Raw genomic sequence first — 24,180 nt, 5'->3', positions numbered from 1 at the left:
AGATCATTCTTAATGTTTTTATAGATTAGATCGTCTTTACATCGATCACATAGCGATAACGTGCCTTTTTGTTCACTACATTTTCCCATGCTTCATTAACAGCTTCCGCTTTAATTACCTGTATCTGCGGAACCACTTTGTTTTTTGCACAATAGTCAATCACTTCCTGTGTCTCGGGAATACCGCCGATCAGGGATGCATTAAAATTAACGCGGGTCGTTGCCAGTGCAATGTTGCTAAGTGTGAGATTGAACCCTACAGGCATACCTACCTGTGTGTAAGAACCCCCAGGCTTGACTGCAGCTGCATAGGCAGCTACATCATATTGGGCAGGAATGGTGGAGATCATGTAATCCAGCTTGCCCTTATAGGGTTTCAGTTTCGATAAGTCGTCGACAATAATTACCTCTTTCGCGCCGAAGGACTTTATGTCATTTACTTTATCGGCGGAAGTAGTGAAAGCATATACTTCTGCCCCTTTAGATACGGCCAGTTTCACCGCCAAGTGACCTAAGCCGCCTATACCTGCAACGCCTACTTTATCACCTTTTTTAAACTTTGCTTTCATAAGCGGTGAATACGTGGTGATACCTGCACAAAGCAATGGCGCAGCTTGCTCAAAGCTGATGTTGTCCGGAATATGTACTGCAAAATGATCTCTCACTACGATATTGGTGGCATATCCGCCCTGGGTAATACCGGAAGGAGAACTTTTATCTGGGTATCCGTACGTAAACAATGTTTTCCCATTATCGCAAAATTGTTCTTCACCTCGTTTGCAGCTATCGCACTGCATACAACTATCCACCATACAACCAACACCTGCCCGGTCGCCAACCTTGAACTTTTTTACATTCTTACCGATGGCTGTTACAATTCCTACGATCTCATGGCCTGGCACTTGTGGGTATTGTTGAGGCCCCCAATCACCTTTCATCTGGTGTATGTCTGAGTGACAAATGCTGGCATATTTGATCTCAATGAGAATGTCATTGTCGCCTACCGGTCTGCGTTCAAATTCCCACAAACTAAGTTTGCCTGATGCATCTCTAGCCGCATAGCCTTTTGACTTGATGTTGGCGGCTTGTTTGCCCGTTGTTTGTGAAAACATATCTATCGGGTTGGTCAACAGTAGGGCCGCGCCTGCTACTGTTGTTTGTTGTATAAACTTTCTTCTTGAACGATCGTGCTTATTCTTATCTGTACACATATATCCTATATTAAATAGTTAATTAAGTGATGGATTAATGACCTTTGTATTGTTCATCCGTTACTTTTTCATTCCACACAACAATGCCTTTTTCTGTGTTTGGAACGATATAAAGTTGATGCAGACCTGTGTCTGCACTGGCGCCATGCCAATGTTCGACACCGGGTGGGCATTTCACCACTGACCCTTTGCGGATGGATTCGACGGGCTGCCCCCTGATCTGATGATAACCAACTCCATCGGTAATGACCAAAATTTGTCCGGCAGGATGTATATGCCAGTTCGTTCTTGCGCCTGGTTCGAAATATACATTGCCTACCAGGGTGGTGAAAGCGGTGTCGTTGGCAACCAAGCCGTAATTCCATGCATTGCCAGTAAAATTTTCAGTCGCACCTAATTGTCCTTTCGGAAATATTGCCTTTGCGTCGACCGATAGATTGTTCTTAGGCGCCTCTTTACAGCATGTAAACATGACTGCAACTGCAACAATATATATGAAGATTGCATTCATTATTTATTGATTTTAACATGTTCAATAGTGATGCTACTTATTCATTTCGAATGTAATGGTAACATTTCCTGAACCGACTGCTTCCGCGAGTCCCTTTGGGTCATCAATCACACCCAATTTTGTATAGCTATAAGAGGTTGAAAATGATTTATAGAATAGAACGAGGGTTTTGTTTCCCCAAAGCATTAGATCTCCCGAGCTAATGGTGCCAGGATTAGCGGCATTAACAGGAAGATTAGTTGATAAGTCAAAATACTTTTCATTACCATTTAACTCTGTCATGTTTAAGGTTAATGGAAGCAGGGATTGGAATGCCCGGGCTGAAGCATTATCTAGTAATGAAGCCTGAAATACTACAGAACCAATTTTTATTTTCATTATTCGGGTCGTTGTATCATTAATATTCGTTGTGTCTGAAGAAATAGAGTCGACACTATTTCCTTTGCCGCAAGCAGCATAGGACATAAAGAATAGTCCAATAGCGAAAGTTCCTGCAATAATTATCCATCTCATAAAATTGAGGTTTGATTATTTGAAAGTGTGTACTATGCGCTGCAATTTGGCAATCGGCTTTTTAGCAGTGGTAAATTTTCCCGTGCTATATTGATTTAATGATTTTCGCCGGGATGCCGCCAACAATTACGTTGTCCGGGACATCCTTTGTTACAACAGAACCTGCCGCTACAATAGAGTTCTCGCCAATGGTTACACCTGGTAGAATGGTAGAGCCAACGCCAATCCATGCTTTTCTTTTTATTACTATGGGTTTTGATATGGTGGCGCGTCTCTGGGATGGATTTATTGGGTGATTGGTGGTAATAAGGTTAACTTTTGGGCCAATAAGTACCTCGTCGTCTAATGTAATACCACCTCTGTCCATAAATGTACAGGCGTGATTTACGAAAACGTTCTTGCCCACCACGATATTCTCACCGAAGTCTGTGTAAAATGGAGGAATAAGAAAAAGACTGTCATCTACCTTGCGGCCGATCAACCTGCTAAACACATCGCGAATTTCCTGCAGGTCGTCAGTAATCAGGCTGTTAAGCTCAGCCGTTGTTCTAATTGCCTTTTGGATTATCCTGAATAGCTTTGGGTATTCAGGATCATCGAGACTAATAACATCTCCGCTCCTGTCTCTTTGAAATATATCGGTAACAGGTTCGTTCATATCATTTGAATTTGTTCCCACATCTATTTAAGCGGGATTGGTAACACAAATTTCGGTAGGAAGAACGAGCCGGTGATAACGATTTTCAATCAAATCATTAAGAATTTCAAACTAATTGATCTCTGAGCGCTTTGGGGTTTGTTCCGGTAACCTTTTTAAAGAAATTATTAAAATACGTGGGGTAATCAAAGCCAAGGGAATAAGCTATATCTGAAACGTTCCACTCAGTATGTTGCAACAAAGCCTTTGCTTCGGTGATAATTCGATCAGTGATATGGTTTGTTGTGGATTTACCAGTGATTTCTTTAACAGCTTTATTCAGATAGTTCACATGAATGGATAGGGCTTTGGCATAGTCCTGAGCTGTTCGCAATGATAATGGCCGGTCAATGCTTTCGATTGGAAATTGCCTTTCCAGTAATTCCAGAAACACAGTAGTGATACGCGAAGATGCATTTTTATGTTTGTCAAAATGCTCAGAGGGTTGCAGCTTAAGCGACTCGTGAATTATCAGGCTGATATAATTTCGAATGAGTTCATCCTTATAAACATAATCAGTCTGTTGCTCCTCTATCATTTTTCTAAATATGCTATTAAGGAAATCCCGTTGATTATCTGTAATTTCTAAGATAGGTGTACCTCCTATTTTAAAAAAAGGCGAATGTTGAAGGCTTTCTGTTCGCTCTGATTGCTTTAAAAAGTCTTCCGAAAAAAGACAGGTATACCCCACATAAGTAGTTGATATTGTTTCCCACGAATATGGAATATGAGGATTGCCGAAAAACAAAATAGTACCATCCATATCATAGCTTCTGTCGGCATAATGAATCAGGCTTTTTCCTGTTGTAAGGCATATCTTGTAGAAATCTTTCCTACTGTAAATCTTTGTAGCCTGGCCGTCACTCTCAATCTGGAAAACATTAAATCCCTTCAACTTCAATTCATTATTGTATTCAGAAAGTGAGCGTTTTTCTTTTCTGTCCATGCAACAAAGTTAAGATTTTCAAATTTAGTGGTACCTGTAAATATCACAATCCTTTAAAATGCTGGTTTTAAATCATTTTCGTACACAACTATGTTTTATGGGCGACTGCTGAGGACCTCCATTAGTAAATACCCAATATGTATACAGAAAACAGGAATTTGTATACGTGCCCCCGGTTTTCAGATTTTAGTTTTGTAATCCCAGAGATAGATGAAGAAATAAATAATACCAGCCTCAGGCATTAGATAGAATATGTGCGTAAGATTGGATTAAGTAAATACTTTATGTCACTAATGGGAATACTATATAAGAAAGAACACATTCTTCGAATTGCAGAGCAGCTGTTTGCGGAAAAAGGATTTGATGGGACTTCTGTACGTGATATTGCGCAACTTGCAAACGTTAATATTGCAATGGTATCTTACTACTTCGGTTCGAAGGAGAAGTTAATAGAAGTACTTATCGCAGAGCGGGCGCAACATACATTTGACAAAATTGAAGCCTTAAATAAGGATCAAACCTTTTCACCTTGGGAGAAGATTGACCGATTGGTTTCCTTTTTGGTAGAAAAAACACTAAATAAATATTATTTCGATTGTATTATCTCACAACAATACAACTATTCTGCGTCGCCCGTAATAAATGAACTTATCCTAAAAATCAGATCACGTCATTTAGAGCAGATAACCAAGCTGGTCAAAGACGGACAAAGAAAAAAATATTTTAAAAAAGTAGATATAGAGCTTACTATGGCGACTATACTGGGAACCGTTAACTATGTAGCCAATTCGAAAGATGCTTATTGCAGCCGTTGGAAAATTAATGGCGCAGATAATCTTTCCTATCATAAAAAAATCGCCCCCAGGTTAAAAAAGCATTTAAAACATATGTTACGGGCGCATTTGGATATTAAAAATGAAGAATAAACTTCGTTTGTTTTATGATATCATTTTAAGGGAGTTTTAATATTAAATAATCAAAGACGCCATGGTGGTGTGTTAGCCTACGTTATACAGTTGCAAAGTTTTGATAGTATCGGAACTTAGGATGATTGCCTTTGAGCTTGGCTTTAAATATCCTCAACACTTTACACGATTATTTAAACAAAGAGTTGGATTTACACCTAATGAATATCGATGGTTAAACTAATATGGTTTAGCTAAACCCCAATTACCTGGTGTCACTGACTTAGATTTTTTCTACAGGTGTAATCATAGTATAGTCAACAAGTTACTCATGGAAAAGATGTAGTGACAGCGAACGACTGCTACAATTAATCGTGATATAGAAGATTTTAATGGAGTAAATCAAAAAAAATGCCTCCCGGAAGGGAGGCTGCACTAATCAAATACCATTAACTTCTACAATTTATTGCTTATATTCAGAAAGTCTGGCGATTGATCTGGGGTCGGCAACTGACTAATAGTTGCCACTTGATCTTTCGGCCTATGCCTTTTATACCTTTTCCTCACCTGGTCAGTAGTAGTATGCCCCATAAGGTAAGCCACAGTCGCATCATCTACATTTTTATCCTGCAACAGTATTGAGAAGCTCAACCGGGCACAGGACCAGGTAATATACTTGTCAATACCTGCTGATTTTACCCAGGCATCTACGATCTTATTAGCGCCATCTGCCGTTGGTAGTGAAAACACTTCCGGGTTCTGAATCTTAACCGCCTCCAGCTTTGCTTTTTGCTTTTCAAGGGTGGACTTCGCAATAGGATGCAGTGTCAGGGTTACCGGTTGGCCTGTTTTTGCCTGGATGATGCGGGTCGTAAGAACATTCCCCCGAATATCTTTCCATTCCAGCTTCTTTACATCAACCCAGCGCAAGCCGGTGTAACAGCAAAAAATGAAAGCGGCCTTTACCTCTTCATTTAAGCATGGAGTGGTAAGCAGCTTAAGGTATTCGTCAACCTCCAGGTTCTCTTTTAGTTTGATGCTGGGGTTTGATTTCGAATTTACTTTGTCTGAAGGGTTCTTTTGAAAGTACCCGTCACTTTCGGCTGCGCTCACTGCCCATTTGAACCGTGAATAATAATTGCCGGGTGTTTCTCCTGAATATTTATCCAATAAGAACTGCCGAAATCGCTTGCAGAAGTTTTCAGTAATGTCAATGGGGGCGATGAAATCCTTTTTTATAAACAGTTTAAACTGCGCCAGACTGTTAACCAGGTGGCGGTTGCCTTTACGGGCATTCAGCTTTACATATTCTTCGTAATACTCCAAAAAATTGGCTTTAAACTTATGTGCGGGGATAAAGGAACTGCCAATAGCCTGCTGATCAATTGTTGCCTGGCTTTTCTTAACCTCCAGCAGCTTTAGAGCCTCTTTGTTATGGTTCTTTTGAATCTGATCCTTTGGATTGGTGTAAATAAAAACACCGGTTGATGGTCGTTGACCGGGACCACGTCCATAATCATACAGGAAGTAGATCTTATCGCCTTTTTTGTTTGGTCTTTCAAGGATATTCATAGGATTACGATTTTAAAGGTGATAGAATCGTGGCTCAATGAATATGCCGAAGAGCAAGCGTGTGTCAGAATCTCTACCTGATTTGACACACGGCAAAGGTTTGTGGTAAAATGTGATGAAAAATGAACGAAAAAATTTCCTTTAAAATTCGCTGGAAGTATTGTCAGCACTGACATTTCAGCGGATTGACTACTGCCAAAAGCGTGTATCAAACCGTGTGTCAAAAAGGGGGGAGGAAGCGTGTGCCTGGTGGTTGTTTTAGGCGTTTTTAGCGGGTTTCGTTGTGCTTGACCGAAATGGTGTGCCTGTAGTGTGCTAGCATCGGCACATGTTTCTGTGCCAGCGTTTGTGTGTGTCATTGAGTGTGTCAATTATGTGTCAGAAATAGTGGTAGAAAGCGTGAAAAACGACACATTTTTGACATACGGAAAATAAAAAAGCCCTGTAAATCAATGACTTACAGGGCTAAATGGTGCCCAGGACTGGATTCGAACCAGCACACCCTTGCGAGCGCTGCGACCTGAACACAGTGCGTCTACCAATTTCGCCACCTGGGCATTCAGATCTTTATGTTTTTGTAAAGAGCTTTTTCGTTTCGGGTTGCAAAGATAACCGTAAATCTGAATTGACCAAAAAAATGATAAAAAAAAATCTAAGAAAAATTTGACTAACAGTCTCAGCACCCATTTTCCCGTTGCACCGTATCTTTAGTACATTATCATTCTGATTGTAAAATGACCACCGCCCAATCAATAAAAGAACTGTCTAAAATACCTGGTGTGGGAAAATCTATTGCCACAGACCTTCTTAACATTGGCATTAGCCGCATTGACGACCTAAAAGGAAAAGACCCACAACAATTGTACGACCAGTCAAACCAATTCGCCGGCTGCGTGCAGGACAGATGCATCCTCTATGTTTTCCGGTGCGCCGTTTATTATGCAGAAACACCTGCCCGCGATCAGGAGAGCGGGAAATTAAAATGGTGGAACTGGAAAGACAAAAAAATATAAGTGCGAATGCCTCCGGTCTGCCTATGATTCCCACCAATCAACCTCCTCCTGAACGGTTTGCCGGGCTTGCTCCGCAAAGCAGACAATAAAAAGGCAGGCACGCGAAGCGGACCAGGGCCTTTGTGTTAGATCAATTAATATGGATCATTACAAATAATCCAGTCCTTTTATTCTCCAAATGCACGCTGTTTAAATTATTTACTCAAAAGGTATCTATTAAGTTGATTGAGTAATATGACATACATCATTTCGCTCCTTGATGCATATCAGCGAGCGAAAGGCTTTTATAATTATAACTTTAGTAAGTTAAGTACACTTTTTTCACAGAAAACATATTGTTATGAAATTAAATTTCAAATCACCAGACGTGAAGCTCGATCTGAACTTGGATGGTCTGTTGCATAACAAGTTTGCCCGTCTGGAAAAAATATTTGATCGTATCGTAGGGCTGGATGTATTCTTGAGAAAAATTGATTCAGGCAAGAAGGATAAGTACGAAATGGAGGGGCGGGTCTTTATTCCAAATACTTCATTTTTTTGCCGGGAAAAAGGCAAATCCATTGAAGAGGTGATCAGTAACGTGATGGAAAACCTCACTCGTCAACTAAGATGGAAGAAAGAAGAAAGGGTTGAAATTTGGTAAATAGGTTTATAAAAAGACATGTTATGAAAAAGGTGATGATTGCAATTGATGCCCAAAAGGTAAATATGAAGGTGTTGGACTTTGCCTGTTATATTGCCAGACTTACACATTCCAGGCTTACCGGCGTTTTCCTTGACGACGCACAAATATTGGAAACGATGATAAAAGAGCCAATTTATAGGGAAGCAAAGTTTGCACCGGCAGTAAAGAAAATGGCAAGATCAATCGATGAGAATATTCATCTATTTAAGGAGGCTTGTGCCAATAGAGAAATAAACTGTTCAGTTTATTTTGAAAATAATAATCCACTTGTAGAGATAATAAAACAAACTCGTTTTGCAGAGTTACTTATTGTTGATCCGGAAATGTCATTTAAGCAAAAAAAGGAGGAAATACCTTCCGGTTTTATAAAAGAAGTGCTTGCTAAAAGTGAATGCCCCGTAGTGCTGGCTCCTTTTGATTTTCATACAATCGACGAAATAATATTAGCCTATGATGGTAGTGCAGCCTCCGTCTATGCAATAAAGCAATTTACTTATCTGTTTCCTGAATTATCGGCCAGAACAATTACAGTTCTGGAGGTAAATGAAGCAGGTGATAGTTTGTTCAACGAGAAAGGTAAAATAACAGAGTTGCTGGAACTGCATTACCAGAACATTAAATTTCAATTGCTCCAGGGTAAAGCAGCTGATGAGTTATTTGGGCATTTGCTGGGCAAGAAGAATGTTTTTGTAGTAATGGGTGCATTTGAACGAGCAAAGCTTGCCAGGTTATTCAGTCATAGCACTGCAGAATTAATTATAAAAGCGATTAATGTGCCGGTATTTGTTGCTCATCATAAGTGATTTCAATACTGCCTTTTACCTTTAGCACCTGACATTAAATTTGAAGAGATATTATTTGATAACACTATAAAATTCATTGTATGAAAAGTGATATAGAGATCCGAAAAGATGTAATGGATCAATTGATGTGGGAGCCAATTTTGAATGAATCTGAAATAGGCGTATTTGTAAAACATGGAATAGTTACCTTATATGGTAAGGTAGATACCTATTCAAAAAAAGTGGCGGCAGAACAGGCAGTAAAGAAAGTGGCCGGAGTAAAAGCTGTAGCCGAAGAAATACAGGTTGGAATTGCAACTGAATTTCACAGGACAGATACTGAAATTGCTGAAGCCGTTTTGCATGCATTGAGCTGGAATATACTCGTGCCAGACGAAAGTATTGAGGTTAAAGTTGAAGATGGATATGTGTCGTTGAATGGTGAAGTGGACTGGGATTACCAGCGTCAGGCTGCAATAAAGGCCATAGATAACCTGGCTGGAATTAAAATGGTGAATAACTTTATAACCATAAGACCATCTATAACACCTGCAAACATAAAAGAAAAAATTGCTGCAGCGTTTGAACGAAGCGCTACGATAGATTCCGGAAAAATTAACGTAGAAGTAGATGGCAGGAAAGTAACACTTACCGGAAAAGTGCGTTCGTTTGCCGAACAGGAAGATGCTGTTTATGCGGCCTGGGCAGCCCCGGGTGTTGACCAGGTCGAAGACAGGCTGGAATTAGAGGAGTCAGTACTGGTTTGGTAATGAAAAGCCACCAGATCACTCCGATGGCTTTGGTATGATGTTCGTTTTTATTTATACTTAATATTCAGCGAAACAATATTTGCGTTCATGTTAATGTTTTTGGTATAATGTCCATAACGGATCTCTAACATGTTCCAATGTTTAACGCCAAATACTCCATTAGGCGGCGCCAACCTGATACCTGCTCCCAGGAAATTACTGTTGAATTTTGACAGGTCATAATTGCTTGAATAAAATTCATTCTGTGCCGTATGCTCGCCATAGGGCGCAAAATATTTTATGGCTGTCTGGTTATAGAAACGGTAAAAGGGACTCACGCTAAAGAACGGTGTGATCTTTATTGGCACTTCTATGTTTGCCGTGTGTGAGCTTATGCCCCAGTCGTCTTTGTAATACCGGTACCAGGTCCTGATGATGAATCGGTCTCCCAGAAAGTAATTGGCCCTGAAACCCAAGGGTACCTTAAAACGGTTGTCGGGCAGTTTTTCTTGGTGAAGGCTGCCATCCGTAAAGTACACCCGGTAAAAAGGAAGGCTCAGGAAGCCCTGCTGATGTACAATATCAGCAAGAAATGCTACCTGCAGATTTTTGTTAATGACCTGCGACCAGGATAAAGAGCCGGCAAGGGTAGTGCGGTTGGCTGATCCATAATTTTTATCTTCAGGGTTACTTCTTAATTCAACAGGGGTGACCAGCTTTACCTGGTCAAAGAACGCCTGTACTTTAACCGACAATTCCCCATTCCTGTCTTTTGTTTTTTTAGAGAACCCAGCGTTAACGCCAAAAGAAGTATAGTCGAATTCGGAAGAGGAGGAAACGCCGGCTGTTACCGTGCTTCCTTTTTTCTCATTTTCCATACTCCAGGAAAGGGAAGGGTAGATGCGGGTATCAGCATGTGAGGCCGATGAATTGGCTTTCAGATCTATTTTATCAGAAGAGGCCGAAGTATAATGATCAATGCCGAGTTCCAGATCGAACGAATGCTTTCTTAATTTCCTGTCATATTTCGTCAGTTTTACATCAAATACATTGGCGATGTCAGTTAGCTGCTGGGTGCCAATACCGCCCGTTACTGCCGCATGGTCACCATTTTGACCATAGTAACTTGATACCAGGTTTATTTCATCTATTTTCAGCTTCCTGCTTTGAAAACTGGTATCGGGCAATTGTTGCGCAAAAGACTTTACCAATGCCGCTATACCTAGTACGGTTAAGAATATTCTTTTCATGCATGTTGGTTAAACAGTTAATTAATTACAGCCACATCCGCCACCGCTTTTGCCGGCATTTGCGCCGGATGCGCCTTCCCGGTACGACTGAAAACTCATTTCAGTTTTTTCCACTTTCCTATTAGTCAGGCTCATTTCTGAATCATTCAGTTTGTTCTTCTGGTATTCCTTAACTGTTTTGCATGATGTTGCCAGCAGTGTAACAACAACCAGTGCAGTAAAATATTTTTTAATGATCATTCTAAGTGAATGTTTTTGGTGGAGTAAATCTTGTTGTTGTCGTCTACAATTATGCAACCCAGGTGCTCAATCTGGTTAATGAGATCGAGGCCTGCCTTTACCCCCATAACCATAACCGGAGTGGCCATGGCATCGGCAATTTCAGCATAGGGGCTAATGATGGTTACGCTTTTAATACCGGTTACCGGCATGCCTGTTTTAGGATTGATGGTGTGGGAATATTTCCTGCCATCAATTACTACATACTTTTCATAATTTCCAGAGGTTGCAATAGCCAGGTTGGAAATGTTAAGCCGGGAAAAGGCGGAGCGCGCATTATCAGGATGAGCAATGCCAATGGTCCAGGGCTCATTGTTTGCCTGTTTGCCCCAGGCAACAAGGTCGCCCGAGGCGTTTACGATACCGCTTTGTACGCCTTCCTTTTCCAGCAGTTTTCTGGCCATATCAGCAGCGTACCCTTTGCCAATTCCGCCAAAACCGATCCGCATTCCTTTTTCTTTTAGCATTACGGTACCATCCTGTTCATTTAAAAGCACATTATGGTAATTGATCAGACTCACCGAATTTTTGGCCGTTTCGGCATCGGGCAAACTGGTCATATTACGATCGAAATTCCACAACCGTTTATCTATAGACCCATAAGTAATGTCAAAGGCCCCATCGGTAACACCGGAGATCTTTAAAGACCGCTTGATCAGCTCAAACACTTCCCGATTAACGGGTACGGCCTCTGTTCCAGCCATTTTGTTTATCTGATTTGTCTGGCTGTTTTCATCAAAAGTGGTAAGCAGCTTTTCAATCCTTCTGATCTCATCAACCGCAAGTGCTATTTTTTCTTGTGCCCAGTTTCCGTCATTGGCCACTACAGTTATTTCAAACGTGTTACCCATTAGCTTACACGTGTGTTTGTATTCAAATAACCGATTGTCAGGGACGTTTGGCATCACAAACTGATTTTAGTTGTTCAATGAACAGTGTGCTGTTATTACCCGGGTACCCTTCCCATGCTTTCACCACCTTTCCATCGGGGGTTAGTATTACTGTATAGGGGAACTTGCCCAAAGGATTGTATTTTTCAGCCAGGGCATCATTGCTTTGCTGTAATTCTTTTGCCAGCTGGTTCTTTTTCTTCCGGGGAAAATCTGCATCATATAATTCGAGGGAGTTATTTGCCAGTTGTTCAAACGCTGCACTGCCAAATACCTCCTGACGTAATTTGATACAGGGTGCACACCAGTCGGATCCCGAAAAATTTAATAAAATATAATTACCATTGGCTTTGGCTTCCTTTCTGGCAGTTTCAAAATCAGCATGCCAATCGGTAAAAAGCAGGTTGCTACCTGCCAGTAAAAACAGGAATAATAACTTCATTAGATAATTTTTTACATAACTATATTGACTGTAAACGAAAGCCTGTACATAAAGGCTTCCTTACAGCATTACATATGACTGAATTCAACAAATGCAGCTATGCTTTGGGAGGTTGAAAGATGCTGTAGGTAAATAAAAAAGGAGGGATATTATCATTCAAAACAGGTTGTAAACCTGGATTTTCTGCCGGGGCACTGAAAATGATCCTGGGTAAAACAGTTAAGTCAGTAGGCAAATTTCTACCGTAAATATTTAGTGCCGTTTTGAACGGCAACTGCATATCCTGCTTGTAGTCGTTATCAAATGGCTGAGGATCAATGTAGTGCATTTTGAAAAATGAGCCAAACGTCAGGTGTGGGCTTTCACTTTTATGTTTCACATAATGCCCTACCAACTGCGGTAATTTCAATAGTTGATACGCGTCGGTTGAACCGAACAGGTAAATCACTAATAAAAATATGGCCACCTGGTTTTTCACGTATTGAAGGTATTCAAAATAATAACTAACAAAGTGACACTAGAAAAGTTTAACAGCCTGGTAAACAATTGGGTATTTAAGCGAGTCTTGCGTAGTAGGCAGAGATGCCTGTACGAAGGGCCATTGGGTAATCAATTTTGATTCGAACTTCCCTTCCTTAATGTTATACTTATTTGGGGGAGGAAGCTTAGGTGAATTATCGATGCCTGCCTCACAATTTGCCATTTTGCCTGGAACCATGCATCCTGGATTGACGCAAAAAACGGATTTGCTGATGGCCATGATTCCAGGATTTCTTGATGCAGACGAAGTTTTAGCTAATTAATATTACGTTATTATATTCCATTATTACTATACAATGGAGGCGACTGCATTTCAGTAAGTGATAAAAATAACCAAGGCAGCATTTTTACTGCCTTGATTATTTAGTCGGGGCGGTTGGACGAACATCTAACCAGTTAATACAGGATTTGAAGGTAACTGGTGAATTTATGAACCTTAATCGAATAAATAAGGATGGGATAATTGCTAAAACTTAATTGTTAAATTTATAAGCCATTGCGAATTCTTTAGCAAAATCAACAAATTTTCGGCTTCCTACTAATTTGTATTTATCTGCCTTGTACTCATTGAATAATCCTTCTCTGATAGCCTTTCCCGCATTTACTATGAGGGTTTCGGCAGCATCTTGAGAAAATCCATTTTGTAGCAACCCTGCTAATAAAGCATCATCAGGAAATTCAACCCAATGTAATGGCTTGTTAATTGCGTCACTCAATATTTGGGCTATTTCCTTACCATTTTTTACATCACTAACGATGTGTCTGATTTGATGTCCACTGAAAGAAAGAGAATTTAGGTAGGTGAATGCCGCTTCTGCAATGTCACCTGGGTGTGTCATAAGCAGATCAACAGTTTCGGCAAGATTATGCCCAATAATACTCTGATGTTTTATCATTTCCAGGCTGCCATAAAAATTGGTATAGAACATTGCAGGGCGTAGATGAACAACGTTTAATCCCGGTATTTCATCAAGGCGTTTTTCCAGATTGTAATACCTTGTCAAAGGTTCAGTGCCTGCAAATGCAACACCAATGCTACTTAGATTTACCGCATATTGGATGTTATTTTGTTCAATAGCCTGTACATAATTTTGGTGTATTTTATCTGCAAAATCATAATAATCCGGAACTGAAAAATCAGGCGGGATCATTGTATATACCGCATCGGCATCTTTAAATGCGTGAAGAACAAATTCCGCATTCTTTAAAGAACCAATCAAAGGGGTTGCTTTTAGTTTTTCAATTTCTTTAATTTTTTCGGCATTTGAACTTATGACTTTTACTTCGTGACCATTTGTTGCCAATTTTTCTATAAGAACATGACTAATATTTCCTAAAGAACCCGTTACAGTAATTTTCATCTTTGTATTTATTTTAAATTCCTGCCAAAACTAAATTTATACTTACTTTAATACAAGTACTTACCCCATAGTATGTATAAGTATGACATTGATTAAGAAAACATCAACCATTCAGGAGAATAAAAGCAACGCATTTGCGGCTTGCCCGGTAACATTCGTTATGGAAAGAATTGGCGGTTATTGGAAGCCGGTTATTTTGTTCAGCTTATTGATGGGAACGAAACGATACAGCGAGCTTAAAAAATCCATTCCGACTATTACCTAAAAGGTGCTCAACGACTTAAGTATACAATAAATGCCAATAGTTAAGACAGTAAAAACGATTATTATTACGGTCGCTAGCAAGTTGGAACCACCCGGAGTTTTTCGAATCCCATCGAAGTATAAAAAGTAAATCGACTACGGTGATAAAAATAATCATTTTGCTTGCATCGTGTCAAAAGCGGACACCAATTGTTCATTTTTGTTACGGTGTGAAGTAATATATTCTTATTAATATGTTAATAACCAGCATCTTATTAATTAGGCATAATATTTAACCTGTTTCGTGATGAATATATAGTATATAATTAATGCAGTACCAATCATGATAAAAAGCTATTTGATGAGTGCGTTTCGGAATATCAAAAGGCACCCGTTTATTTCATTCATCAACATATTAGGTTTAACCGTTGGTTTAACCTGCTGCCTGCTTATTTTAAGCTATATTATTTACGAGCGCAGCTATGATAAATTTAATGCCAATGCGAAGGATATACGCAGGGTGACGCGCATTTTTTATGCCAGTAAGAATGAGGAGGTCCTTCATTTAAGCGCGATTGCGCCGCCGTTTGGGCCTTTGCTGCAAAGTGCATTTCCTGATATTAAAAAAATAACACGGGTTTTGCCTATCCGCACTACAGCCTTTCGGTTTAATGACAAGCTGTTTAACGAACAGAATAGCGTCTTTGCCGAGGAAAATTTCTTCGACTTTTTCACTGTACCTCTGGTTAAAGGCAACCATAATAATGCCCTGAAAGAGCCTTACAGCATAATGCTTAGCGAGGACATGGCCAAAAAATATTTCGGCGATTCCGACCCGATTAACAAAGGCATATTTCTGGATAACATTTTCCTAGGTAAGATTAAACACGACTTTAAAGTTACCGGTGTATTTAAAGATTTTCCTGCCAACTCGCATATGCACCCCAACATACTGATGTCGTTCAGTACTTTGAGAGATCCGGCAATTTATGGCGCGAATAACTTAGTGAACGATTTTGGTGATAATGCCTTTTTCACTTACCTGCTTTTTCCCAAGGACTATAATACCGACAGGATTGAAAGCCAATTGCCTGATTTTCTGGATAAATACGTACATCTTGACGGTACTGCCGGAAACACTAAAACACAGGAGGGCACAAAACTTACGTTTGAAAGGCTCGCCGACATACACCTGCACTCACATATGGCTGATGAGTTTGAAGAAAACGGCGATATCAAAAATGTATACATATTTTCGGCTATTGCGCTGTTTATTTTGCTGATAGCATGCATCAACTACATGAACTTATCCACTGCACGGTCGGTATTGAGGGCAAAGGAGATTGGTATCCGCAAGGTAATCGGGGCACAGCGAAAAGAGATCATCAGGCAATTTTTAAGCGAATCAATAATGATTACCTGGTTTGCGCTTGCACTGGCCATGGCGGCAACGGCATTACTGTTGCCAATGATAAACCATTTTGCAAACACCAATCTCGCGTTTAACAGCCTGCAGCAGTGGCAAATTTTAGTGCCAATTTTGTTGCTGCCGTTCATAATAGGCCTCATCAGTGGTATTTACCCAGCCATTTTTATGTCGTCGTTTTTGCCGGTGAAGGTTTTGAAAGGTATTATAAAAACCGGCTCAGGTGGAGTGTCATTCCGTAAGGTGCTGGTTGTTTCGCAGTTTTCTATTTCGATTATCCTGATAGTAGCCACTACCGTGGTGTTCCGCCAACTTCAATATATTCAAAAAGCCGATTTAGGTTTCAGTAAGGACGCTGTTTTAACGATGGGGTATGTTGGACAGCTACATTCTCAATATGATGCATTTAAAGCAGATTTACTGAAAAATACAGCGATAAAAGAGGTTGGCCGGTCATCGCGTATTCCATCGGGCCGCTTGCTCGACTTCGTAGACGGGTCGGTTTTGGTAGATGGCGTAATAAAACCAATTAAAAGCGACCTGAAATGCATCAGCACCGATTACGGCTTTATACCGACTTATGGTATGAAAATGGCCGCCGGACGCAATTTCTCGGCAGCGTTTTCAACCGATAACAATAACTTTATTGTAAACGAGGCGGCGGTACGGTCGCTGGGCTTGAAAACCCCGCAAAATGCTATTGGTAAGGATATTACGTATGGAGATGTCAGTGGCAAAATTATCGGCATCGTTAAGGATTTTCACTTCGAGTCGTTGCACCAGACAATTACTCCGCTGTTATTTCGATTGCCATCGGACAACGGTTATCATGTAATGTCGGTAAAGGTAAATAGTCGCGAAGTCCAAACCGCAGTGAATTTGCTGCAAGCCACCTGGCATAAATATCTACCCGAAACCCCTTTTGATTTTACCTTTCTGGATGATAAATTCGGTCAACTATACAGGAACGAACAGCAACAGGGCAGCCTGTTTACCATATTCTCGTGCGTCGCTATATCTATCGCTTGTATGGGGCTATTCGGCTTATCGGCATTTACCATTAACCAGCGGGTTAAGGAAATTGGCGTACGAAAGGTACTGGGAGCAAGTCTGCGGCAAATTGTACTTGAGTTATCAAAAGATTTCCTGCGGTTAGTTTTAATATCAGCTGTAATAGCCATCCCGGTAGCCGGATGGTGGATGCATGAATGGTTAGCTGATTTTGCTTTCCATACTGATTTGAGTTGGTGGATATTTGCGGCAGCCGGCATTATGGCGCTGGTAATAGCGTTTGTAACTATCAGTTTTCAATCTATTAAAGCAGCACTGGCTAATCCTGTGAAAAGCCTACGAAGCGAATAAAATAGCTAACTAAAGTGCATTCAAAAAATTTACCGTTCTTCAAATATTACTAATATTGGCTATGCTACCCCGGTAGTTAACTGTAGCGATACAGTACCTTTGGAGCCACATTGTTGCGTCCCTTGCTTTTCCACCGCTGAGAAAGCACTCTGTATGATGTTTTATTGTCTAGTCCTAAAATAGCTATAAGACCAGATCATTTTTTTAAAATGTATGGCGTATACCATCCAATACTCACCTTCTCACTTGGTATTCACGTGTATAACTTCGGGCCGCCGGTGAAAACCTGCCTACCGGACAGGCAGGCACCGGCAATGTCATCTACTAGCTGAAGATTGCAAACACCAACAACGTCGAAAAGTAAATGACTGATAGAGCAAAATCAACTGCCTGCAAACACCCTTGTTACCCATTTATAAATATCTGAATTATCATGCAACATATATCATATTGCCTTGTCTCTATAACTGTATTCGTCATTTGCAGTTTTACCGCAGTGTGAAGAGATACGGTTTATAGAAATTATGAGTACACTTTTATATTTATATACCGGAGCAAACAAAATTGAAACCTTTTCGTAGGAAAATAAGTATTGAAGATTACCAGACCTGGGTTTTCAAAAAAAATCCCTGGTGAGATTTGATAGCTTATGGCGATCGAAATAAAAGAGATAAATGTAGAAAATTAATATAGCCATTAAACAACGGAATTAAAAAATGAAAATCATTTTATTGCTTTTTATGTGCGTAGCCATATGTACAACATCCTTTTCGCAAGCAACACTTAAGGGAAAATTGATAGACAGTGCAGCAAAAATACCTCTGGGTTTAGCTACCGTAACTGTTTTTAAAGCATCTGATACAGCCATTATTACTTACAGGTTAAGTAACCCTGAAGGTGATTTCAAAATTCCGGGGTTACCCTTTGATGTGAAATGCAGAGTTGTAGTTTCGTATAGTGGCTACATTGGGTACAGGAAAGAATTTACTGTTAGAAGCGATCAGCCTGTTTTAGACCTCGGTACTGTTTACATGTCGCCCGCTTCCGTAGCAATGCAAGAAGTGGTTGTATATGCAGAACGGCCACCGGTTGTAATTAAAAAGGATACAGTTGAATTTAATGCATCTGCTTTTAAAACATTACCCAATGCGTTGGTAGAAGATCTTTTAAAAAAATTACCTGGGGTACAAGTAGATAAAGATGGAAATATCATGGTTAATGGGAAGCCTGTTAACAAGATATTGGTTGATGGCAAAACATTTTTTGGTGATGACCCAAAGATGGCTAGCCGTAATTTGCCGTCTCAGGTGATCGATAAAGTGCAGGTAACGGATGATAAAGAAGAGATGTTGCGTAATGGAGATGATAATGCGAACAACGTAGGCAAGGTGATCAATCTTACTTTAAAAAAGGGGATAAAGAAAAGCATGTTCGGTAAAGCCTATGCCGGTGGCGGTGGCGGACCGCAGGGTGGCCGGTATGAAATGGGAGCTATAGCAAATATTTTTAGGGACACACTGCAGGTAAGTGTAATGGGCTATTCCAATAACCTTAACCGCCCCGGGTTTAGCGTAACTGATATGCGGCAAACAATGGGTATCAGCCGTTCAATCGAGACGATGGGAGGCAACTCTAACAATAACAACAATACCAGTAATTTCGGTTCCTCCTTCAGTATCAATGATATCAATTTTGGAGGAGAATCACGGAACGGTGGTGTCACAAAAAGTGATGGCGTAGGCATTAACATCAACCATTCGCCCAGCAATAAACAATCAATCTATGGTCAATATTTTTATGGACGTGTTCATACAGATGTGCAAAATGAGAACAGAACCGATATCTATAAAGAAGATACTGTAATAAATAATTTTTCAAAACAGTACTATACCGAGATCGGTAATTCGCATGTGTTTGGAGCCGGTGCAAATTTAAAGCCTGACTCTACAATAAACCTCATCATTGGCTTAAACTATGTAATATCCGGAACCAAATCTGAAAAAAATGACGCAAGAAGTGGCGTCAATAATTTTCTTGGAAACTTAAACAACGGTATTGTAAATAATATAGGTGATCTGAAAACCAACATGTATAGTCATAATATAATGTTCACCAAACTATCCAGAAGTAAAAAAGGGCGACGATTGAATATTACGCAATACACGGGGTGGAGCAAAAGAGACAGAGATGACTATACTAATGCTCTCATTTCATACCAGCAACCTGTTGGTAAAGATACCGTTTACCATCAATTGCGTAATGAATGGGTACCAACGTGGACGGCTAACGTGGCCGGAAATTACAGCGAACCTCTGATCAAAAACTTTTTCTTTAGGCTAGGTGCACGCTACGATTACGAAAAAATGGATGACAGAGTAGGCACGTTTGCAAATAACACAAGTGGCCCTATCAAAGATCTGAGCAGCAGGTTTAACAGGGAAAGCAATAAGTATAGCGTTTCCGGAGGAATTGAATACAGGTATAAAGATTTTACTTTCCGGCCAGGCATACGTTATCAATCGCAAAGATTTGACAACAATATATACTCATTAAATCAGTCAATTACGCAGGAGCAGCATAATGTTCTTCCACAGTTTGATTTTGTATATAAAAAATTATCGCTTTCGTATAACCGGGATGTAGTGTTACCTTATTACGGCAACCTGATACCGGTATTGAACAATAGCAACCCTTATATGACAAGGTTGGGTAATCCTAATCTTCAACCGGCGTTGCAGGACAGGGTACGTATTACATTGAACACTTATAGCCCTAAAAGTACTTTGGGTGTATGGTCATGGTTTGAAGCCTCGCAATCGAAAAATGTGATAGTAGATAGCATTGCGTTGGATCAGAGTGGCATACAAACAATATACCCCGTAAATGCAAATGGGTATAAACGTGTTGCGACTAATTTTGGTTTGTACCAGAATAAAAGGAATTCAAAGAATTTTATGATCCCCTGGAATTTTGGTACCTGGACCGAATATGTTCGAAATTATTTTTATTATAATGGAGTTCGAAGCCTACAAAACAGATTGAATTGTAATTTCTGGAGTGGCATTGGATTTAATTGGGATGATAAGTTGGAGCTTAACCAGGAGTACTCCTTTAGTTACCGGTTTGTAAAGAATAGTAATGCTGGTTTTGAAGATATCAAAACATTTAGCCAAACGATCGGTACAGAAGTAATAGTCCGTTATATAAAACATGTAATTTTTGATACAAGATTGCGTTTAATCACTAATAATATGTTTGATGATCCGACATTGAAAAAGATATATCTATGGAATGCAGCAGTAAATTTTACTTTCTTTAAAGATGAAAGAGCAGTATTGAGGATAAGTGCAAATGACATATTGAACCAGGGGAAAAATGTGTACATGTCGCCTAATCAAAATACAGCATCCTTTTCTAAGGGAGATGTGCTGGCGCAGTATTTTTTGTCAACATTCACTTATAATCTAAGGCCTGCAGGCGCAAAGAAAACAGCTGCAGGTGGAAAGTGGTCTTTGTTTTAAGCGGTTCGTTGAAAAATAATTGACCGGGCGATATCAAGCCAGGAATCGATCCGGACATTGTGAGGCCGTGAGGGGAAGGCTTTTGATCATTGCTCAACGATCAGCTTCTTTTTAAACAGCAATATTTCCCTAATTCATATTGTTTGCGCTTTTCTTTCTATCAAAATAATCGAAGGCTATTAAGATCAGCTAACAAAAGGTTCGAACTCTGTCCAGTTCTGGCCACTTCAAAATCGAAAACCCGGGCCAACTGGACAGATGTCTAACCTGTTCCTGGATAATTTGGCGGAATTCAGCAAAGTCATGGGGATAGTAAAAACCAACATTATAACAAATGACATTCTACAAAAACGTAATTCATAACTAACCCGAAACTCGCAACTTATAAACAGATTGATATTACTTAATCTGACAGCGGTGTCATCATGATCACTTCCCGGTTTTCCAATAAAGGTATAATTGACTTTTTAATGATCTCCTGGTAATGATCAGAATTTCGATGTTCTTCTGCTGCCGCTTCGTTGGTATAACCTTCGTATACCAGTATGGTGTTGGCATCGCTGGTACTTTGATGAAGATGGTAAAACAGGTTTCCTTTTTCACTCCGGCTTTTTTGTGCAGCCTGCTTAAGGAATGATAATACGGCAGCCAGCTTTCCTTCCATCACCTGCCATTTGGCGAATACATAAACTGGTGTTGTGCTCATTACATTCGCTTTTGACATGAAATATTTAATTAGTTTATGACCACTCCTGAAAGAGTGGTCACAATTTTTAATGACTCAGGCCATTGCTCCGGTTTTCGCTTTGGTTTTTTCCAGGATGGCGACCATTTTTTCACCTACTCCTTTGGCAGACGCAGGATTTTGACCTGTTACGAGGTTGCCATCAGCAACACTGTTGGCAGTCCAGGGTGGCGTAACTTGATATATCGCCCCTTGCTGGGTAAGTGCCGTTTGCAGATCGAAAGGCACATCTGCCCGGGCATAGCCATCTTCCTCTTCTGTTGTAAAAGAAGCTATATTTTTACCGTTAACGATATAAGTGCCATCGCTCAATTTTGCATTTAATAAGGAAACGGGCCCATGACAAACGGCGCCTACAACAGCGTTGCGTTCATAGGTCTCTACAATTACTTTTTTTATCAGCACAGAGTCCGGCATGTCAACCATGGGAGCCAGGCCACCCGGCACAAATATCGCGTCGTAGGTGGCAACGTCAACATCTGCAAGTTTTACTGCTTTTTGCATAGTTGCCCATCCTTTACCTGTCAAAAATTTAAGATTATCCGGGTCGTCAGCCAGGTTAAGTGCATCCAGGTAAGGCCCATATCCGGTTAAGCTGGCAAAATCGATCTCGTATCCTGCATTATCAAATACCGCATAAGGATGCGCTACCTCGGGTAAAAAATTACCTGTTCTTCTATTATGTGGGCCAATGGTACCAGCATTGGACACAATGATTAAAATTCTCTTTTTCATTTTTGAAGATTTAATTGTTAATGGATCTGTGCTTATAATTATTTACTGGTTTGCTTAACAGCTTCTGCGATCACTTCCAAAACTTTTTGGGGTTGAGCCAGCATAGCTAAGTGGCCGGTTTGCAATACAGTGGTTTTTGCGTTAGCCCGCTTAGCCATTAGCCGCTCCAGGTCGGGATGTATGGTTTTATCGTTTGCGGCTACTATATACCAGGTTGGTTTTACTTTCCATGCTGCGTGCTGTGCCACCGCCTTGAATACATTGGGGGAGGCTGGCTGCTGCGTGGCAAAAGCAATATTTTGCTCGTTAGGAGGGAGGTCGGTAGCGAAAGCCTGGTTAATGCCCTCATTGGTAAGTGTTATGTATCCTTCAGCCGCCTGAAAAAAAGACAACAGCGCTGTAGAGGCCGCCTTTTCGCTTAAAGAGGGTACGGTTTCACCTTTTTCGGGCGCATAAGCAGCAATATATACAAGCGCTTTTACCCGGGGATCGTCTCCAGCCTCTGAGATCACAAACCCTCCCCATGAATGGCCTGCCAGGATCACATCTCCGTTTGCCAATTCAATAGCTCTTTTTGTAGCTGCCACATCATCTTCTATGGATGTAGTAGGGTTCTGAACCGAAATAACATTATATCCCTGGGTTTGTAACGTAGGAATGACCTTGTTCCACGAAGACCCATCAGCCCACAAACCATGAACAAAAATAATAGTGGGTTTGGCAGGTGCAGGCGTTGGTGACTGCGCTAAAGAATGAGTAGCAGACAACAAGGCAAACATTGGTAAAAAAGTTGATTTCATAATTTTGATTTTGAATGATAAGAAATTATTTTAGGCGATTAGGTTTTACAATATCTGGTTGGATGATTGCCGCAGGGCTTCAACCTGCTCATTTAACCATTGTACTATGTCCCTCATCACGATCCCATTGTCTTTGTCGTTCAACAGATCGTGAAAATGTCCTTCATACAATTTCAATTGCTTGTCAGCTGAAGAAGCATGCACCAGGAAATAGTTGCTTCCACCGGGTTGGGTGGCTTTATCCGCCGTTCCGTGCAGGATAAGAAGAGGAAGTTTTATGGCGGGCATTTCCTTTTTCAAATAGGCAGCTGCGCGTAAAAGCTGTTGCATGGTTTTGGCTGGCTGCCTTTCATTGGCCAATAAAGGATCGTTGTTCATGGTATCTAAAACAGACTGTTCACGGGAAAAATCCTGGTTATTCAACTTTACCAGCCGTACATGCGGAATAATATAACCCAGTAATCTCATAACGGCCAGGGCAAACGCGGGTGCAGGAACCTGAAATGCAAAACTCTCACAGATCAGTCCTTTTAGTTGGTGCTGGTGTTCCACTGCATAAACGGAAGCAAATACACCACCGGCACTATGGCCAAATAAGAAAAAGGGTAAGGTGGGGTGGACAGCTCTTATAGTTTGCAATACCAGGTCAATGTCACCGGTAATATCTTTATAATCGGCTATGTAATAACGTTCACCGTCTGAATGACCCCGGCCACGAAGGTCCATGGCATATACTTCATAGTTGTTTTCATTGAGCTGCAGCGCAAAGTTTTGATAATACCCGCTGTGTGAATTCAGCCCATGCACAATCAACAGTATCGCTTTGGGCTTGAAATTATTCTTCCAGTGCCTGTAAAAAGTAGATTGTACTTTGTTAGTACTAAAAGTAGCGGCCATTTGCTTCTCTTTTGGGGCCATGTTTACAGCAGTTTAAGCAGTTGTTTTTGATTAGATAGCAAGACCATTTATGTGCCAGTTGATCCCAAATCAGAAAACTATCGGA

At 40.5% G+C, this 24,180-nt stretch carries 26 protein-coding genes and 1 tRNA gene; 10 read left to right on the top strand and 17 right to left on the bottom strand.

All coding sequences use genetic code 11. The features are described from left to right. Nucleotides 1-25: 25 nt before the first annotated feature. The 5 genes from J7I42_RS17000 to J7I42_RS16980 all read right to left on the bottom strand — a co-directional run bounded on the left by J7I42_RS17000 (nucleotide 26) and on the right by J7I42_RS16980 (nucleotide 3,877). Nucleotides 26-1,210 carry an NAD(P)-dependent alcohol dehydrogenase gene (locus J7I42_RS17000; RefSeq protein WP_209140038.1) on the bottom strand — a complete coding sequence of 395 codons (1,185 nt, stop codon included), beginning with the start codon at nucleotides 1,208-1,210 and terminating at the stop codon, nucleotides 26-28. 34 nt (nucleotides 1,211-1,244) lie between these two features. Then, a complete protein-coding gene (locus J7I42_RS16995) occupies nucleotides 1,245-1,721 on the bottom strand; it encodes a cupin domain-containing protein (protein WP_209140037.1) in 477 nt (158 codons plus the stop codon). A gap of 33 nt (nucleotides 1,722-1,754) precedes the next feature. Then, nucleotides 1,755-2,234, bottom strand: coding sequence for a cyclophilin-like fold protein (locus tag J7I42_RS16990; protein ID WP_209140036.1), 480 nt, complete (start codon nucleotides 2,232-2,234; stop codon nucleotides 1,755-1,757). An 85-nt stretch (nucleotides 2,235-2,319) separates the two neighbouring features. Beyond that, entirely contained in the window at nucleotides 2,320-2,892 is a 573-nt protein-coding gene (locus J7I42_RS16985) for a sugar O-acetyltransferase (RefSeq protein ID WP_209140035.1), read from the bottom strand. Between the two features lie 106 nt (nucleotides 2,893-2,998). Next, nucleotides 2,999-3,877, bottom strand: coding sequence for a helix-turn-helix domain-containing protein (locus J7I42_RS16980; RefSeq protein WP_209140034.1), 879 nt, complete (start codon nucleotides 3,875-3,877; stop codon nucleotides 2,999-3,001). A 254-nt stretch (nucleotides 3,878-4,131) separates the two neighbouring features. On the opposite strand from J7I42_RS16980, the gene J7I42_RS16975 reads away from it, so the two are divergent. Then, nucleotides 4,132-4,803 (top strand): TetR family transcriptional regulator, encoded by a 672-nt coding sequence (locus J7I42_RS16975; protein WP_209140033.1) that lies wholly within the window; start codon nucleotides 4,132-4,134, stop codon nucleotides 4,801-4,803. Nucleotides 4,804-4,924: 121 nt separating this feature from the next. Further along, complete coding sequence (locus tag J7I42_RS16970) at nucleotides 4,925-5,026, top strand: AraC family transcriptional regulator (RefSeq protein ID WP_209140724.1); 102 nt, start codon at nucleotides 4,925-4,927, stop codon at nucleotides 5,024-5,026. Nucleotides 5,027-5,238: 212 nt separating this feature from the next. Here the strand turns inward: J7I42_RS16970 and J7I42_RS16965 are convergent, their stop codons facing one another. Both J7I42_RS16965 and J7I42_RS16960 read right to left on the bottom strand, forming a co-directional pair. Then, nucleotides 5,239-6,354, bottom strand: a complete 1,116-nt coding sequence (locus tag J7I42_RS16965) for a site-specific integrase (protein WP_209140032.1) — start codon at nucleotides 6,352-6,354, stop codon at nucleotides 5,239-5,241. A gap of 470 nt (nucleotides 6,355-6,824) precedes the next feature. Then, a tRNA-Leu gene (locus tag J7I42_RS16960) sits at nucleotides 6,825-6,911 on the bottom strand. Nucleotides 6,912-7,088: 177 nt separating this feature from the next. Between J7I42_RS16960 and J7I42_RS16955 the strand changes: the two genes are divergently transcribed. From J7I42_RS16955 to J7I42_RS16940, 4 genes are all read left to right on the top strand, one after another. Beyond that, nucleotides 7,089-7,367 (top strand): helix-hairpin-helix domain-containing protein, encoded by a 279-nt coding sequence (locus J7I42_RS16955; protein WP_209140031.1) that lies wholly within the window; start codon nucleotides 7,089-7,091, stop codon nucleotides 7,365-7,367. Nucleotides 7,368-7,707: 340 nt separating this feature from the next. Continuing rightward, nucleotides 7,708-8,010 (top strand): HPF/RaiA family ribosome-associated protein, encoded by a 303-nt coding sequence (locus tag J7I42_RS16950; protein ID WP_209140030.1) that lies wholly within the window; start codon nucleotides 7,708-7,710, stop codon nucleotides 8,008-8,010. Between the two features lie 23 nt (nucleotides 8,011-8,033). Then, nucleotides 8,034-8,855, top strand: coding sequence for a universal stress protein (locus J7I42_RS16945; RefSeq protein ID WP_209140029.1), 822 nt, complete (start codon nucleotides 8,034-8,036; stop codon nucleotides 8,853-8,855). 80 nt (nucleotides 8,856-8,935) lie between these two features. Continuing rightward, nucleotides 8,936-9,604: a BON domain-containing protein gene (locus tag J7I42_RS16940; RefSeq protein WP_209140028.1), complete on the top strand. Its 669-nt coding sequence runs from the start codon at nucleotides 8,936-8,938 to the stop codon at nucleotides 9,602-9,604. A gap of 47 nt (nucleotides 9,605-9,651) precedes the next feature. Here J7I42_RS16940 and J7I42_RS16935 read toward each other — a convergent pair whose 3' ends face one another. The 5 genes from J7I42_RS16935 to J7I42_RS16915 form a co-directional block, all read right to left on the bottom strand. Next, nucleotides 9,652-10,833, bottom strand: coding sequence for a DUF3570 domain-containing protein (locus J7I42_RS16935; protein ID WP_209140027.1), 1,182 nt, complete (start codon nucleotides 10,831-10,833; stop codon nucleotides 9,652-9,654). A gap of 21 nt (nucleotides 10,834-10,854) precedes the next feature. Then, on the bottom strand, nucleotides 10,855-11,073 hold the full coding sequence (locus J7I42_RS16930) for a DUF4266 domain-containing protein (protein WP_209140026.1): 219 nt from the start codon (nucleotides 11,071-11,073) through the stop codon (nucleotides 10,855-10,857). Next, the gene (locus J7I42_RS16925; protein ID WP_209140025.1) at nucleotides 11,070-11,963 is read right to left on the bottom strand and encodes an FAD:protein FMN transferase; all 894 of its coding nucleotides are present in this window, start codon (nucleotides 11,961-11,963) and stop codon (nucleotides 11,070-11,072) included. The genes J7I42_RS16930 and J7I42_RS16925 overlap by 4 nt, the downstream gene beginning before the upstream one ends. Nucleotides 11,964-12,000: 37 nt before the next feature. Next, complete coding sequence (locus J7I42_RS16920) at nucleotides 12,001-12,444, bottom strand: thioredoxin family protein (protein ID WP_209140024.1); 444 nt, start codon at nucleotides 12,442-12,444, stop codon at nucleotides 12,001-12,003. Between the two features lie 97 nt (nucleotides 12,445-12,541). Continuing rightward, the gene (locus tag J7I42_RS16915; RefSeq protein WP_209140023.1) at nucleotides 12,542-12,922 is read right to left on the bottom strand and encodes a hypothetical protein; all 381 of its coding nucleotides are present in this window, start codon (nucleotides 12,920-12,922) and stop codon (nucleotides 12,542-12,544) included. Between the two features lie 160 nt (nucleotides 12,923-13,082). Between J7I42_RS16915 and J7I42_RS16910 the strand changes: the two genes are divergently transcribed. Then, entirely contained in the window at nucleotides 13,083-13,247 is a 165-nt protein-coding gene (locus J7I42_RS16910; protein WP_209140022.1) for a hypothetical protein, read from the top strand. 210 nt (nucleotides 13,248-13,457) lie between these two features. On the opposite strand, the gene J7I42_RS16905 is transcribed toward J7I42_RS16910, so the two are convergent. Continuing rightward, nucleotides 13,458-14,345: an NAD(P)H-binding protein gene (locus J7I42_RS16905; protein WP_209140021.1), complete on the bottom strand. Its 888-nt coding sequence runs from the start codon at nucleotides 14,343-14,345 to the stop codon at nucleotides 13,458-13,460. An 82-nt stretch (nucleotides 14,346-14,427) separates the two neighbouring features. On the opposite strand from J7I42_RS16905, the gene J7I42_RS16900 reads away from it, so the two are divergent. From J7I42_RS16900 to J7I42_RS16890, 3 genes are all read left to right on the top strand, one after another. After that, nucleotides 14,428-14,610 (top strand): winged helix-turn-helix transcriptional regulator, encoded by a 183-nt coding sequence (locus tag J7I42_RS16900; RefSeq protein WP_209140020.1) that lies wholly within the window; start codon nucleotides 14,428-14,430, stop codon nucleotides 14,608-14,610. Nucleotides 14,611-14,949: 339 nt separating this feature from the next. Beyond that, complete coding sequence (locus J7I42_RS16895; RefSeq protein WP_209140019.1) at nucleotides 14,950-17,376, top strand: ABC transporter permease; 2,427 nt, start codon at nucleotides 14,950-14,952, stop codon at nucleotides 17,374-17,376. A gap of 716 nt (nucleotides 17,377-18,092) precedes the next feature. Beyond that, nucleotides 18,093-20,897 carry an outer membrane beta-barrel protein gene (locus J7I42_RS16890; protein WP_209140018.1) on the top strand — a complete coding sequence of 935 codons (2,805 nt, stop codon included), beginning with the start codon at nucleotides 18,093-18,095 and terminating at the stop codon, nucleotides 20,895-20,897. A gap of 403 nt (nucleotides 20,898-21,300) precedes the next feature. Here J7I42_RS16890 and J7I42_RS16885 read toward each other — a convergent pair whose 3' ends face one another. The 4 genes from J7I42_RS16885 to J7I42_RS16870 are packed head-to-tail and all read right to left on the bottom strand — an operon-like array spanning nucleotide 21,301 to nucleotide 24,095. After that, on the bottom strand, nucleotides 21,301-21,621 hold the full coding sequence (locus J7I42_RS16885; protein WP_209140017.1) for a putative quinol monooxygenase: 321 nt from the start codon (nucleotides 21,619-21,621) through the stop codon (nucleotides 21,301-21,303). A 57-nt stretch (nucleotides 21,622-21,678) separates the two neighbouring features. Further along, nucleotides 21,679-22,377, bottom strand: a complete 699-nt coding sequence (locus J7I42_RS16880) for a type 1 glutamine amidotransferase domain-containing protein (RefSeq protein ID WP_209140016.1) — start codon at nucleotides 22,375-22,377, stop codon at nucleotides 21,679-21,681. Nucleotides 22,378-22,415: 38 nt separating this feature from the next. Beyond that, complete coding sequence (locus J7I42_RS16875; protein ID WP_209140015.1) at nucleotides 22,416-23,177, bottom strand: alpha/beta fold hydrolase; 762 nt, start codon at nucleotides 23,175-23,177, stop codon at nucleotides 22,416-22,418. A gap of 45 nt (nucleotides 23,178-23,222) precedes the next feature. Continuing rightward, entirely contained in the window at nucleotides 23,223-24,095 is an 873-nt protein-coding gene (locus J7I42_RS16870) for an alpha/beta hydrolase (RefSeq protein ID WP_209140014.1), read from the bottom strand. Nucleotides 24,096-24,180: the final 85 nt, after the last annotated feature.

This window comes from Niastella soli (assembly GCF_017742245.1).
In the GTDB taxonomy this organism is placed as follows: Bacteria; Bacteroidota; Bacteroidia; order Chitinophagales; family Chitinophagaceae; genus Niastella; species Niastella soli.
The sequence above is the reverse complement of the archived record's forward strand: the minus strand, read 5'-3'. Positions and strand labels throughout refer to the sequence as shown.